A 13205-nucleotide genomic window follows, 5' to 3' on the forward strand; every position below is an offset into this window, starting at 1 on the left:
TCAGGATGAATATCGGGATCGATGGATACAGCGCTGTATCGAATGCACGAGTGTATCGTAATCGCGTGCCCGGACTCCGGCCTGGGCATCGCGTGTGAAGATGGCAGAGATCGACGGACGGAGGGTCGAATGAGCGAGACGACGGTGGCGACGCCGCGCCGGCGCGAGGCGACCCGTCAGAAGCTCTTGGATGCGGCGGCCTCGGTCTTCGCCGAGATCGGCGTGGACGCCGCATCCGTCGAAACGATCTGCGAACGCGCCGGGTTCACGCGCGGGGCGTTCTATTCGAACTTCGCCACGAAAGACGAGTTGATGCTCGCGCTCACCGAGCGCATCGCCGCGCAGAAGATCGAGCACGTCACCGAGCGCATTCAGGAGCTGAGCCAGTCGGGCGAAGAGCTCGCCGCCACCGACCTCGTCCAGCGGATCCTCGACGTCGCGATGGACGAGCGGATGGGCATCCTGCTCACCGGTGAGATCCGGGCCCGCGCGCTTCGTGATCCCGCTCTCGCCCAGGCCTACCTCGCCTGGCAATCGGGGATCATCGAGAGCGTCGCGGCGGTCATCGACGAGATCGCCGACGTCTACGGACTGGCGCCGCGACTGCCGTCGCCGGATTTCGCCCAGTTGATCATCCAACAATGGGAAGACACCTCCGCGAACGCGCTCATGGAGGGGCTGTCATTCCCGGAACTGTGCGCGGTCGTCAACGATCGCACCGCGCGCCTCGCGACCGCGTTGATAGACCCCGCCTGACGCCGTTCAGGCGATGCGCTCCTGCCACAGACGATGGCAACGCTCGAGTCGCGCGAGCCACCAGTCGCGCCGATCGTCCGCCGCCGCGTGACGTTCGGCGAGCGCGGGATCGACCGTGATACGTCCGACCGGTACCCTGCCCCGTTCGGCGCGCAGCGGGGTGTCGGTGATGTCGGCGGCAAGAAGCGATGCCGTCCCCAGGCCGCAGTCGAACTCGAGGTCGGGCAACGCTGCCGCCAGCGCCACGCCCATCGATAGCCCGACCGACGTGTCCAGTGCGCTGGAGACGACCGCCGGAAGCCCCGCGTCGGCGACGACCTTCAGCGCCGTACGCACTCCGCCGAGCGGCTGCGCCTTGACCACGAGGATGTCCGCCGCGCCGGCACGCGCGACGGCGAGGGGATCGGCGGCCTTTCGGACACTTTCGTCCGCCGCGATCGGGATGCCCATGTACCTGACGCGACGTCGGAGTTCGGCGAGTTCGCCGACGTCGGCGCACGGTTGCTCGGCATACTCCAGGTCGAACTCGGCCAGCGCGTGGATCGCGTGCTCCGCCTCGTCGAGGTTCCAGGCCCCGTTCGCGTCGATGCGGATCCGTCCCTCGGGGCCCATGACCTCGCGCACCGCGCGCACGCGGGCAACGTCGTCGGCCAGGGTCTGTCCACGCTCGGCGACCTTCACCTTCGCGGTGCGGCACCCGTCGAAGCGCGCCCACACGTCGGCGACGGATGCGGCGGCCACCGCCGGAACCGTGGCGTTGACCGGAATCACCTCACGCACCGGCGCGGGTTGCGGCATCCACGCGAAGTCGATCGCCGCCGCCAGCCATGTCGCCGCCTCTGCGTCGTCGTACTCGACGAAAGGCGAGAACTCGCTCCACCCCTGCGGTCCCTCGAAGAGGACGGCTTCGCGCACATCGACGCCGCGGAACCGGGTCGCGAGGGGGAGCGCGACGACGCGGGCAGTGGCCAAGATGTCCGACAGTGCGACAGAGGGCATGGGGCCATCCTTGCGCGTCAGCGCGCCCCGGTCACGCATCGTCGCTGCAAGCACGATGGTTGCCGGCACGCCCTGAGGTGTAGTCGTGCGGTGCGGCGTAATGCGGCCGTGGGCTCACATCGACCATCGCATCCCGCCGTCGATGCAAATCGTTTGTCCTGTGACGTACGCCGCGCGATCTGACGCGAGAAAGGCGACCAGGTCCGCCACTTCTTGGGGCGCGCCGAGACGTCCAGTTGGGATGCGGCGCCGGATGAACTCGGTCTTCGCTTCGTCGTCGGGGAGTGCTCGGCGCACCTGCTCGCTGTCGACTCTGCCGGGCGCGATGCAGTTCATAGTGACGCCGTCCGCCGCCGCGACGCGCGACAGCGCCTTCGACCAGAGGGCGCACGCGGCGACCGCGGCCTGGGCGGCGGAGACGACCGTGGGTTCCAGGAGCCCGACGAAATTCACGACGCGACCGCGGCCGCTTGCCGCGAGCATCGGGAGGCACTCCTCGACGAGGCGTCTCTTCGCGTGGAAGTTGAGGTCGAACTGCCGCTGCCAGACCTCCTCGGTGAGCGACTGGCCCGGCTGCTCGGCGGCTCCAGCGGCGTTCACGACGATGTCCAGCCTGCCGTGGGCGCGCTGCACCGCGTCGGCGATCCGGGCGGGGGAGTCCCTCTCAACGAGGTCTGCGTCGACCACGAGTGGGAGGCGGCCATCGCGCCTCTCGATCTCGGAGGCGAGGTTGCGGAGAGCGTCGCCGCGTCGGGCGATGAGGACGACATGGGCACCCTCGGCACTGAGGGCGAGTGCCGTCGCCCGGCCGATGCCCGCACTGGCCCCGGTGACGACGGCGACTCGATCGTTCAACTGCAGATCCATGGCGCTCCTTCGACCCGGTGTTCTTGCGCAGGAGCGTACGGGCCGCATCGGCGATTGTCGAGCAAGCGATTGACTCATCCTTTGTGTCTCCCGTGTTCGTGCGGATCGATGCGCAACAATCCCTGAATCGAGGGTTGACATTCCGGGTACCAAATGAAATAGGCTAGGACCGCTGACATTGAAGTCAAGCGAGCGCTTGATTGAGATTCCATCCGAGCCGACGAGCGCACAGGAAAGAGGCCATTCGTGCAACTCCTGATCCAGCAATTGATGAACGGCGTCGCGCTCGGTTCGATCTACGCGATCTTCGCCGTGGGCTTCTCGTTGATCATGGCGCGCATGGGCATCCTGAACGTCGCCCACGGCACCTTCGCCACGTGGGGTGCTCTGTCGTCGTACTGGCTCGTCTCACAGTTCGGCGTCAACTTCTGGGTCGCGCTCCTGGCCGGTGTGGTTTTCGCGGGGCTCCTGGGCGTGGCAGCCGACGTCCTGGCATTCGAGCCGCTGCGCAGACGCAAGGCGGGGACATTCGCTCCGATCATCGCGAGCATCGGCATCTGGATCGTGCTCTTGACGGTGGCGGAAGCGTTCGCGGGCCCGTCCGCGACGAGCTACCCCGCGGGGTCGGTCCAGACCGAGGCGTTCCGGATCGGCGGGCTCGTGATCCTGCCCGCCCAGCTGTACAGCATCATCGCGCTCGTCATCGTCGTGACCGGCGTGCACGTCCTGCTGACCAAGACCCGCTTCGGCGCCGCCGTTCGCGCTGTCTCCTCCGACACTCGGTCGGCGACGATCGTCGGCGTCAACGCCCGCAACACGCTCATCGCCGTCGCGTTCCTCGCCGGTGCCATCGCAGGTCTGGCCGGCGTCCTCGCGGCGCTCGCGGACAACAATGTCTCGTTCAGCCTCGGCGAGGCGCTGCTGCTCAAGGGGTTCGCGGCCGTCGTCGTCGGAGGGTGGGGCGACATCCGCGGCGCCGCCATCGTCGGAGTGGCGATCGGGGTGCTCGAGGTCATGAGCGCCCAGTACATCTCGTCCGGATTCCGCGACGCCATCACGTTCGGAATCCTGCTCCTCGTCCTCGTCGCCTGGCCGCGGGGCATCTTCCGCGAGCGACAGTTCGTCCGAGCCTGACGCCCCGAGTCTGACTATGGAGACCCACTCGTGAGTACCGCAGCATGGCTGACGACACTGCAGTTCGCCGGTGTCAGCGCCCTCTTCGCCCTGGCCATCTACGCGTCGCTGTGGACCGGCGTCCTGAGCCTTGCGCCCGTCTTCTTCGGGGCGTTCAGCGCCTTCACCTTCGCCTACGTCGTCTCGTCGCTCGGGCTACCGCCCGCCGTCGCCTTCCTCGTCTGCATCGTGCTGGGGGCTGTCGTCGGGGCGATCACGGCGGCGCTGCTGATCAGACTCGAGAGCCACTACCTCGCGATGGCGACGATCGCGATGGTGCTCATCGGCCGCGTCCTCATCCTTAATATGCCCGAGCTGACGGGTGGCGCAACGGGTACGCGCGTCCCCGGAGAGCTCGGCACGTGGCTCTGGCTCATCGGCACGCTCGTCGTCGCGGGATACATCATGGCCAGGCTCGGCGGCTCGCGCTTCGGCCTCGCCGCGGACGCCGTGCGCGAAGACCCCGCCGTCGCCGAGACTCTGGGTGTGTCGCCTCGACGGATCCAGTTCGTCGGCATGGTCATCTCGGGCGCCCTCGGCGGCGCGGCCGGGGTGATGCAGGCGAGCTTCCTGCAGTACATCGGTCCCGACACCTTCTACACGCACCTGGGGTTCGTGAGCCTCGCAGCGGTCGTCCTCGGCGGCGCCTTCTATTGGCTCGGTCCGATCGTCGGCGCGATCGTGTTCACGATCCTCCCCGAAATCCTCCGCGGTCCGATGGGTGAGTACGACCGCGTCGTCACCGGCGTCCTGCTCGTCGTCATCATCATCTACATGCCTCGAGGACTCGTCGACATGCGGCGCATGCGACTCCTGCGAGCCAAATGGGCGGCCCGGCGCAATGGCGGCGCACCGGGTGATGGCGACTCAGACCGTTCGCACGAAGACATCACGGCGGGAGCGCGGGCATGACCGACACGACCGGCAGCGGCGAGGAGCTCGCGGTCGACATCGTCGACCTCACGAAGACCTTCGGCGGCCTCAAAGCGGTCGACGACGTCACGATCAAGGTCCCGCGCCAGCGCGTGCACGGCATCCTTGGGCCGAACGGGGCGGGCAAGACCACCGTCCTCAACATGATCAGCGGATTCATCCGCGCGGATTCGGGACGCATCGACGTGTTCGGCGAGGACGTGACGCGGATGGCACCCTTCCACATCGCCCGGCGAGGTGTCGCCCGCACATACCAGAACATCCGCCTGTTCCCCGGACTCACGGTCATCGAGACGGTCATCGCAGGTGCATACATGCAGCGCCGATCGACGATCGCGGGAGCGATCTTCCTGAGCCCTATCGAGCGCAAGGAACGCAAGGCCGTCCGTGCGCGCGCGGCAGAGCTGCTCGACATGGTCGGGTGTACGGCACCGCACTCGGCTCTCGCGGAGACCCTGTCCTACGGCGATCAGCGTCGCGTCGAGATCGCACGCGCCCTCGCCACCGACCCTCGGATCCTCCTCCTCGACGAGCCGACCGCGGGAATGAACGACGTCGAATCCGAGCAGATCGGCCAGCTCCTCGTGCAACTGAAGGACGCCGGGCTGACCCTCATCCTCATCGAACACAACATGCGACTGGTCGAAGAGTTCTGCGAGTCCGTCTCCGTCATGAACTCGGGTGCCCTCCTCGCGGAAGGGCCACCGACCTGGTGCCTGGAACAGGAAGACGTGAAGGAGGCCTACTTTGGGAAACGATCCGATGCTGCGCGTATCGCGACTCTCCGCCGGGTACGGCGCGATCCCGGCGGTTCGTGAGGTCGACATCGAGGTGGCCCAAGGCACCCTCGTCGCCCTCATCGGCTCGAATGGGGCAGGCAAGACCACGACCCTGAACACCATCGCGGGGCTCCACAAGCCGTCCGGCGGGACGGTGACGGTGGGCGGCCGCAACATCACGGGCTGGGCGTGCCACCGTGTCGTGCGATCCGGCGTGGCGCTCGTCGCGGAAGGACGGCGGGTGGCGCCGCCGCTCACCGTGCTGGAGAACCTCGAGCTCTCGGCCTACAGCGGTCGCGGGACCCGGGCGGAGCGCAAGGACGAGCTCGCCCGCGTGTTCGAGCTGTTCCCGCGCCTCGCAGACCGCAAGCATCAGTTCGCCGCATCGCTGAGCGGCGGTGAGCAGCAGATGCTCGCGTTCGGCCGCGCGCTCATGACCCAGCCGCAGGTGCTCCTGCTAGACGAGCCCTCCATGGGGCTCGCGCCCTCGATCGTCGACATCCTCTTCGAGACGATCGAGACGCTCCACAACAGTGGCGCGACGATCCTTCTCGTCGAGCAGAACGCTGAGCTCGCCCTCGAGGTGAGCGACGAAGTCTACGTCATGCAGCGCGGGAGCATCGTCTCGCACGGTACCGCCGACGAGGTCAGGGCCAGCGCCGAGGTAATGTCGGCGCTGTTCGGCTGACCGCACGCCACCGACCCCACGACAAGGAGCAGGAACACATGAGCGAAATCAGTCTCGACGGACGTGTGGCGATCGTCACCGGTGCGGGCCGCGGCCTCGGACGCGCACACGCGCTCGCGCTGGCCTCTCGGGGTGCGACGGTCGTCGTCAACGATCGGGGCGGTGCGCTCGACGGGAGCTCCGATGAGGCCTCGCCCGCGGAGCAGGTCGTCGCGGAGATCCGCGCGGCCGGGGGAACGGCCGTCGCGGACACGAACGACGTGAGTTCCCTTGAGGGCGCGACCAGCATCGTCGAACTGGCGACCTCGATGTACGGCCGCCTGGACATCCTCGTCAACAACGCGGGCATCCTGCGCGACAAGTCCTTCGCGAAGCTCACGGAAGAGGAGTGGAATCCCGTCCTGGCGGTCCATCTCGGCGGCACCGTCTGGATGAGCAAGGCTGCGTGGCCCGCCATGGTGGAGCAAGGCTACGGGCGCATCGTCAACACGACCTCGGCCGCCGGCATCTTCGGCAATTTCGGGCAGGCGAACTACGGCGCGGCGAAGGCCGCGATCTGGGGCGTGACGAAGACGCTCGCGATCGAGGGTGCCCGTCACGGCATCCACGTCAATGCGATCGAACCCGGCGCGCGCACGCGCATGACCGAGAACCTCCTCGGCGAATACGCCGACCGGCTCGACCCGAGCCTCGTCTCGCCCGTCGTCGCGTGGCTGAGCGCGGAGGCGTGCGAGACGACCGGCGAGGTATACAACGTCGGCGGCGGCCGTGTCGCGCGTGTCGTCATCGCGCAGACGCCCGGCTACTTCTCGGCAGCGTTGACCCCCGAAGACGTGCGCGAAAACTGGGCCACCCTGAACGACCCCGCCGGCGCTCAGGTGATGGTCTCCTTCCAGCGGGAGTTCGAGGTGCTCGTCGGGATGCTGAGCGCCGAGGCCGCCATCGACGCCGGAACCTGAGGCGCGACATCGCGAGGCGTCGGCGATCCGACCGTCCCCCCGGAGTCAGCCCCGCCCTGACGGATCGCCGGTGCCTCGCCCTCCGTGGGTGAAGACCCCGGGAGGGTACGCGGTGGCGGCGTCGACGTCCGCGACGTCCAGATCGTGGACCAAAGTGTGTTCCCCGATGCGCCCGTCGCCGTCGATGCGCGTAAACACGTCGAGGTGCCGGCCGTGCAGCTGCTCGATCGTTCGCGTCGCCCGCGACCTCGTGCAGCGCGAACATGTTCGACTCCACGCGCAGGTGTCATCGTCGAACCGTTCGAACGTCGACGGCCCCGGCAGGTGCTCCGTCGACGCCGTGCGTTAGAGAAGGCGCTCGAGCGTCGCCGGGAGGTGTTCGCGCGCGACGCCGTCCCACGTGCCGTGGTGATCGACGCCGGCGGGGTGGTACGCGCTCAGCGCGCGCGAGGCACCCCCCGATCCACGCCGCGGCAGTGTTCCAAGAGCGCTCGCCGATAGCGTTCTCCGCGAGGAGACGGTCGACGCTCGAGGCGCGGCCATCGCGGTCAGAGGTCCATGATCTCGGCGTAGCGCCGCATGTCCCGTTCGTAGTTCTCGTCGCCGATCCGAGGCGAGACGACTACCTCGTCGATCCCGAGAGCCATCACTTGCTCGATGTAGGCGCGGTCGTCCTCCCAGTCCTTCTCCGTCTTGCCCTTGCTGCGCCGGCCGACCTTGAGGGAGAGCTCCGACATCTGCCGGCCCGCGGCCTCCATCGCCGTCGAGAGCTTTGCGATGAACGCTTCGATGTCATCGAACGTCTGGCTGTAGCCGGCCCATCCGTCGCCGTACTCGACGATGCGGCGCAGCGACGCGTCGCTGTTGCCGCCGACGATGATGGGAAGACGGGGCTGGGCGGGCTTCGGGAAGCAGTACAGGGGCGGGAGGTCGACGAACTCGCCCGAGAACTCCGTGAGCTCGTCGGACGCCCAAAGGGCACGCATCGCGGCGAGGTACTCGTTCATGCGGGCGCCGCGACGAGCGAAGGGCACGTCGAGAGCCGCGTACTCCTCCTCGGCCCAACCGACGCCGACTCCGAACTCGAACCGGCCTCCGCTCAGCTGGTCGATGCTCGCGACCTGGCGAGCCGTGATGACGGGGTTCCGTTGCGGCACGACGAAGACGTATGTGCCGATCCGGAGGGTCTTCGTCGCGGTGCCGATGCTCGAGGCGAGCACGAGCGGGTCGATGACCCCGAGCAACCGGTTCACCTCCTGCGCGCCGCCTGACTCGTACGGATACTGCGAGCGGTACTCGGGGAAGAACACGACGTGCTCGGGAAGCCAGACCGAGTTGAACCCGATCTCCTCGATGAGCTGAGCGGCATCGGTCGACCACGATCCGGCGCGCGCGTCGGATCCCGTGAACAGTTCGCTGATCCCGAGCTTCATGCGCCCACCTTCCGCTCGTCCACCCGCTCGCTCTCGATGCGTGACGCGAACTGCTCCTTGAGCACATGCTTCATGACCTTCATCCCGGCGTTCCGCGGCAGCTGATCGACGACGAAGATGTGCACGGGCTTCTTGTATCCCGCCAGGTGTCCGCGCGTGAAGGTGCGGATGTCGTCGTGCGTGACGGTGGACTCCGCAGCCATCACGAGCGCGCACGAGACGGCCTCACCCCAGCGCTCGTCGGGGAGGCCGAACACCGCGGCATCCACGATCTCGTCCATGAGGAGCAGGACCCGTTCGACCTCGGCGGCGTACACGTTGGCTCCGCCGCTCACGATGAGATCCTGGGCGCGCCCTGTGAGGTAGTAATAGTGCTGCTCATCGCGGTACCCGAGATCACCCGTGAAGTACTCACCGTCACGGAGGACCGCTGCGGTCTTCTCGGGGGCGTTGTGGTATCCCGAGAACATCGTGTCCGCCGAGATGACGAGCTCGCCGATCTCACCGGGGACGAGCGTCCGCCCCTCTGCATCGACGACGCGCATGGAGGAGGTGGGAAGGGGCCGCCCCACGGACTCGAAGATGTGCTCGGGGCCGCCTGCGCGGTAGTCGGAGCGGTTCGTGATCGTGATGGGCCCGACGACCTCCGTCATTCCGTAGGTCTCGACGAGTCGATCTCCGATGACCCCGACGAGTTTCTCGGCGTACTCGGGCGGAAGCGGTCCGCCCGAGTGCAGGACCGACTGCAGCGTGTCGAGGGCGGCGGGGTGGAGGCGGATCGCCTCGAGGAGGCCGGGGATGAGTGGCGTGAGGCCGAGCGTGAACGTCGACCCGCGCACGACCATGTGCCGGCCCAGCTCGTCGGGTGTCGCGCCGGGGATGAACGACACCGTGCCGCCCGTGTAGAAGTGCGGGAAGATGACGCCCCAGAGCGCCGAGACGAACGACCAGCCGCCGGGGAAGGCAGCGTGGCCCTGCAGCGGCAGGCGGTACGCGAACGGGACGAGCTTGATGCAGTTCACGACGGCCCGGTGGCTCACGAGCACGCCCTTTGGGAACCCCGTCGTGCCGCTCGTGTAGCCGATGAGGGCGATGTCCTCGGGTTCGGCGTCGATGGGCAGAGGGGTATCGGATGCCGCATCGAGTGCGGTGTCGAACGACTCCGCGCCCTGTGGGGGATCGCCCTGGATCGTGAGCCATGCTGTGAGCTGACCGTGGCACGAGACGCCTTCGGCGATGGCGTTGGCGGTATCGGTGTTGATGAGCGCCGTCGCGCCGGAGTCGACCAGGACGTAGTCGACCTCTGCCGACGTGAGGCGATCGTTGACATGCACGGTCGTGAAGCCGCCGAGCGCGAGACCGACGTACACCTCAAGCGATTCGACGCGGTTGCCGAGCAGCGCTGCGACGCGGGACCCTGGCGGTAGTCCCCTGTCGCGCAGCGCGTGGGCGAGCCGCCATCCCCTCTCGATGACGTCGCCGAAGGTCCGCTGCTCACCGCAGGACTCGATGGCGATGTTGTCGTGGAATCGCTCACCCGCGTTGGCGAAGAGCTGACCGAGATTGGCACTCATGCGAACTCCTTGAGATCGAACAGCCGGACGGCGTTGTCGGCGACGAAGAGCGCGAGCTCTTCGCGTGAGAGCACGGCGGGGTCGCCTTCATAGGGTGCGGCGAGACCACGCGCCATGTCCACCCAGCGGGCGAGATCCTCGCCCTCAGGATCGTGTTTGACTCCGCGGACGATGTCGGAGCCGAAGACGAGGCGGTGCGCCCCGAGCTGATCGCGCATGAGCCGCACGCGGTGGCGGAACTCGCGGTAGTCGCGGGCCGCGAGGCGCTGCCACAGCGACAGCTCCAGGTAGGCGTGCTGCCATCCCGTCGCGCAGTCGAGGGCCTCGGCCCACCAGGCCTCGATCCCAGCGTGCGCGAACGAGACGCGGAGAGTGGGATGTTGCGCGAGCAGCGCCGCGACTTCGGCGGGGCGCGAGCGGACGGTCTGAAGGGGGTCGCCGCCGAGCGGGCTGCAGTGGATGACGGCGGGGAGTTCGCGCTCGACGAGTGCCTCGAAAAGCCAGCCGTGAGCGGGGTCGCGCAGGTCCCACCCTGCGGCGGGGTATAGCTTGACGCCGCGGCAGTGCGGGTGTGCGACGGATGCCTCGAACAGTTCGCGCGCGTCGTCGTGCCGTGGATCGATCCCGGCGGCGAAGAACAGGCGTCCCTCGTGCGTGGTGCAAAGTTCCTCGTACTGCCGGTTGAAGCGGCCGATCGGCAGGTGCTCTCCGGCGGGGCGGCCCACGATCGTCCAGTCGACGACGGGTATGAGGCCCCCCGCGACGCCGGCGCGATCGAACGCCCGCATCGTCATGGTGGCATCCGGGTCGCTCTCTCCCGTCGCGACGCGTGGCAGGAGATCCTGCGGGTCGCGCTCGGGGAACCGGCGTCCGGCGCCCTGCCGCGCCCATGCCAGACGCAGTCCCTCGGGCAGCCACGACGGATCCCACACGTGCATGTGGGCGTCGATGACGAGGTCAGCGGTCACGGGTCATCCCTTCCCGAGGATGTGCACGCTCGAGGCGGCCGTGAGCCAGTCGACGACGCCGCCGCCGATCTGCACGAGCGCGCGCTGAGGATCGGCGAGCTGGAGGTCGCCCGCTTCGCCCCGGAGCTGCTGCACGACGTCGTGGACCTGCGCGAGACCGCTCGCTCCGAGCGCATGACCACGTCCGACGAGACCACCGGAGCGGTTGACGGGCATGGATCCGCCGGCATCCGTGACACCTTCCATCGCCCAGCGCTGCTCGTCGCCGGGAGCGCAGAGACCCGTGTCGGTCCACGCCATAAACTCGTAGGCGACGGAGGCATCGTGCACTTCGGCGAGGTCCATGTCCTCGGGTCCGAGTCCCGACTGCTCGTAGGCGAGACCGGCGGAGGCCTGCACCGCGTTGGGCGCGTCCGGCTGGTCCTTGGGTGGGCGCGTCGCCATGCGCGACGCGAGGATCGGCACGGCGCGCGCCGAACGCGCGACTTCGCGTCTGCTCGTGACGACGACGGCTGCCGCGCCGTCGCTGATGGGGGAGCTCATGAGGACGGTGAGGGGGTCGACGACCACCCTGGCGTTCAGCACGTCCTCCGGTGTGCCGCCGAAGCGCCGGTGCGCGTAGGGATTGAGACGTGCAGCCTCGAGCGACCGGGAGGCGACGCGGGCGAGGCCCTCCATCGTGACGCCCCGCTCCTCGAACAGCATCGACGCGAGGCGCGCCTGTCGATCGACGAAGGGGCTTCGCTCCTGGCCTGCCCCGTCGCCCGTCGCGAACCCCTCCTCGACGTCCATCCCAGCGGCGTACGCGCTGAAGGTGCGCTGTCGGTCTTCGAGGTTCGTCTTTTCGACGCCCACGGCGAGCACAGTCTCGTACATGCCCGAGGCGACCGCCATCCACGCGAGGTGGAGGGCGTTGCCGCCGGACGCACACGCGTTCTCGACGTTGTGGATCGGGATGCCGGCAAGACCGAGCGGGTACAGCGTGACCTCGCCGCGGATGCACTCTTGCCCCGTGATGAGGCCCGCCAGCGCGTTGGAGAAGAACACCGCCTGCACGTCCGGCACACCGATGGAGGCGTCCGTGAGGGCCGCGTCGACGGCGACTCGCGCCATGTCCTTCATCGACAGGTCGAGGTGTTTGCCGAACGGGTGCATCCCCACACCGTTGATTACTGCGTCGCTGTTCACGAGAGCTCCTTCGTCGGGGTGGTCGTCGTCACGGTCGGGGAACCGGCCAGGCGGCGCTGACACCACCGTCGACGACGAGACTCTGGCCGGTGATGTAGGCGGCGTCGTCACTCGCGAGGAACGCGACCGCCGCGGCGGCCTCCTCGGGGCGGCCTTCGCGCGCCATCGGCACGACCTGTGCGCGGGCCATCGATCCGTCCTCTCCGAACTCCCGGCGGACGAGGGCCGAGTCGATGTTGCCCAGGACGACGGCGTTGGAGCGGATGCCGCGATCGGCGTAGCGCACGGCGACGTGGCGCATGACGGCGAGCTGTGCGGCCTTCGTCGCCTCGTACGAGAGTGATCGTCTGCTACTGAGGATGCCGGCGGTCGAGCCGACGAAGACGAAGGTGCCGCTTCCGCTGTCGAGCATTCCCGGCAGTGCCGCCTGCGCCGTGAGCCAGTGCGAGCGCACGTTGACGTCACTCGCGAAGGTCCAGTCCTCGAGCGACTGGACCTTGAGCGGTTCGCGTCCGGATACCCCGACGTTGCAGACGACGATGTCGAGCCGACCGAAGAAGTCTGCGGCGACGGCGACAGCGGCTGCGCATGATGCCGCATCCGACGCATCGACCTCGACGGAGAGCCCCGGTCCGTCGAGGTGCGCGACGGTGGTTTGCGCACGCTCGAGGATCTTGTCGCCGACGACGACGGTGGCGCCCTCGCCACTCAGGCGCATCGCGATCGCGCGGCCGTTGCCCATCGGAAGGCTCTCGCCGCTGCGGGCGGGGCCATCGCTGCCGCCACCGAGGACGTACGCGACCTGGCCGCTGAAGCGGCCGGTCATCGCCGTGCCGCCCGGTGCGCAGAGGCCACGGAGGCAGGCAGCTCGCGGCGTCGGGAAGTCGG

Annotated in this window: 13 protein-coding genes; 6 read left to right on the plus strand and 7 right to left on the minus strand. The window is 68.3% G+C overall.

Going from position 1 to position 13205, the window contains the following annotated elements:
* Window positions 1-129 precede the first annotated feature (129 nt).
* Window positions 130-756, plus strand: coding sequence for a TetR/AcrR family transcriptional regulator (locus ACFQZV_RS04545; RefSeq protein WP_378753315.1), 627 nt, complete (start codon window positions 130-132; stop codon window positions 754-756).
* 6 nt (window positions 757-762) lie between these two features.
* Here ACFQZV_RS04545 and ACFQZV_RS04550 read toward each other — a convergent pair whose 3' ends face one another.
* On the minus strand, window positions 763-1755 hold the full coding sequence (locus ACFQZV_RS04550) for an o-succinylbenzoate synthase (protein ID WP_378753313.1): 993 nt from the start codon (window positions 1753-1755) through the stop codon (window positions 763-765).
* Window positions 1756-1869: 114 nt separating this feature from the next.
* Window positions 1870-2622 (minus strand): SDR family NAD(P)-dependent oxidoreductase, encoded by a 753-nt coding sequence (locus ACFQZV_RS04555; RefSeq protein ID WP_378753311.1) that lies wholly within the window; start codon window positions 2620-2622, stop codon window positions 1870-1872.
* A gap of 246 nt (window positions 2623-2868) precedes the next feature.
* Here ACFQZV_RS04555 and ACFQZV_RS04560 point away from each other — a divergent pair, with 246 nt between their 5' ends.
* The 5 genes from ACFQZV_RS04560 to ACFQZV_RS04580 are packed head-to-tail and all read left to right on the plus strand — an operon-like array spanning window position 2869 to window position 7154.
* Window positions 2869-3756 carry a branched-chain amino acid ABC transporter permease gene (locus tag ACFQZV_RS04560; RefSeq protein WP_378753309.1) on the plus strand — a complete coding sequence of 296 codons (888 nt, stop codon included), beginning with the start codon at window positions 2869-2871 and terminating at the stop codon, window positions 3754-3756.
* 30 nt (window positions 3757-3786) lie between these two features.
* A complete protein-coding gene (locus tag ACFQZV_RS04565; protein ID WP_378753307.1) occupies window positions 3787-4707 on the plus strand; it encodes a branched-chain amino acid ABC transporter permease in 921 nt (306 codons plus the stop codon).
* A complete protein-coding gene (locus ACFQZV_RS04570) occupies window positions 4704-5546 on the plus strand; it encodes an ABC transporter ATP-binding protein (protein ID WP_378753305.1) in 843 nt (280 codons plus the stop codon). Before ACFQZV_RS04565 ends, ACFQZV_RS04570 begins: the two co-directional genes overlap by 4 nt.
* Window positions 5491-6195, plus strand: coding sequence for an ABC transporter ATP-binding protein (locus ACFQZV_RS04575; RefSeq protein WP_378753303.1), 705 nt, complete (start codon window positions 5491-5493; stop codon window positions 6193-6195). The genes ACFQZV_RS04570 and ACFQZV_RS04575 overlap by 56 nt, the downstream gene beginning before the upstream one ends.
* Before the next feature lie 38 nt (window positions 6196-6233).
* Complete coding sequence (locus tag ACFQZV_RS04580) at window positions 6234-7154, plus strand: SDR family NAD(P)-dependent oxidoreductase (protein ID WP_378753301.1); 921 nt, start codon at window positions 6234-6236, stop codon at window positions 7152-7154.
* Window positions 7155-7702: 548 nt separating this feature from the next.
* On the opposite strand, the gene ACFQZV_RS04585 is transcribed toward ACFQZV_RS04580, so the two are convergent.
* From ACFQZV_RS04585 to ACFQZV_RS04605, 5 genes are read right to left on the minus strand one after another with little or no spacing between them, the layout of a single operon-like run.
* A complete protein-coding gene (locus ACFQZV_RS04585) occupies window positions 7703-8587 on the minus strand; it encodes an LLM class F420-dependent oxidoreductase (RefSeq protein WP_378753299.1) in 885 nt (294 codons plus the stop codon).
* The gene (locus tag ACFQZV_RS04590; RefSeq protein WP_378753297.1) at window positions 8584-10161 is read right to left on the minus strand and encodes a class I adenylate-forming enzyme family protein; all 1578 of its coding nucleotides are present in this window, start codon (window positions 10159-10161) and stop codon (window positions 8584-8586) included. The genes ACFQZV_RS04585 and ACFQZV_RS04590 overlap by 4 nt, the downstream gene beginning before the upstream one ends.
* Window positions 10158-11129 carry an amidohydrolase family protein gene (locus ACFQZV_RS04595; protein WP_378753295.1) on the minus strand — a complete coding sequence of 324 codons (972 nt, stop codon included), beginning with the start codon at window positions 11127-11129 and terminating at the stop codon, window positions 10158-10160. The genes ACFQZV_RS04590 and ACFQZV_RS04595 overlap by 4 nt, the downstream gene beginning before the upstream one ends.
* 3 nt (window positions 11130-11132) lie before the next feature.
* Window positions 11133-12317 (minus strand): thiolase family protein, encoded by a 1185-nt coding sequence (locus ACFQZV_RS04600; RefSeq protein WP_378753293.1) that lies wholly within the window; start codon window positions 12315-12317, stop codon window positions 11133-11135.
* Window positions 12318-12345: 28 nt separating this feature from the next.
* Window positions 12346-13143, minus strand: a complete 798-nt coding sequence (locus ACFQZV_RS04605) for an SDR family NAD(P)-dependent oxidoreductase (RefSeq protein WP_378753291.1) — start codon at window positions 13141-13143, stop codon at window positions 12346-12348.
* Between the last annotated feature and the right edge of the window lie 62 nt (window positions 13144-13205).

This window comes from Microbacterium koreense, assembly GCF_042677105.1.
In the GTDB taxonomy this organism is placed as follows: Bacteria; Actinomycetota; Actinomycetes; order Actinomycetales; family Microbacteriaceae; genus Microbacterium; species Microbacterium koreense.

Bases quoted from the DNA above. Each gene is read 5' to 3' on its own strand.
- ACFQZV_RS04545 (WP_378753315.1), top strand. From the start codon at position 130: ATGAGCGAGACGACGGTGGCGACGCCGCGCCGGCGCGAGGCGACCCGT.
- ACFQZV_RS04570 (WP_378753305.1), top strand. From the start codon at position 4,704: ATGACCGACACGACCGGCAGCGGCGAGGAGCTCGCGGTCGACATCGTC.
- ACFQZV_RS04605 (WP_378753291.1), bottom strand. From the start codon at position 13,143: ATGACCGGCCGCTTCAGCGGCCAGGTCGCGTACGTCCTCGGTGGCGGC.
- ACFQZV_RS04555 (WP_378753311.1), bottom strand. From the start codon at position 2,622: ATGGATCTGCAGTTGAACGATCGAGTCGCCGTCGTCACCGGGGCCAGT.
- ACFQZV_RS04580 (WP_378753301.1), top strand. From the start codon at position 6,234: ATGAGCGAAATCAGTCTCGACGGACGTGTGGCGATCGTCACCGGTGCG.
- ACFQZV_RS04590 (WP_378753297.1), bottom strand. From the start codon at position 10,161: ATGAGTGCCAATCTCGGTCAGCTCTTCGCCAACGCGGGTGAGCGATTC.
- ACFQZV_RS04575 (WP_378753303.1), top strand. From the start codon at position 5,491: ATGCTGCGCGTATCGCGACTCTCCGCCGGGTACGGCGCGATCCCGGCG.
- ACFQZV_RS04550 (WP_378753313.1), bottom strand. From the start codon at position 1,755: ATGCCCTCTGTCGCACTGTCGGACATCTTGGCCACTGCCCGCGTCGTC.
- ACFQZV_RS04585 (WP_378753299.1), bottom strand. From the start codon at position 8,587: ATGAAGCTCGGGATCAGCGAACTGTTCACGGGATCCGACGCGCGCGCC.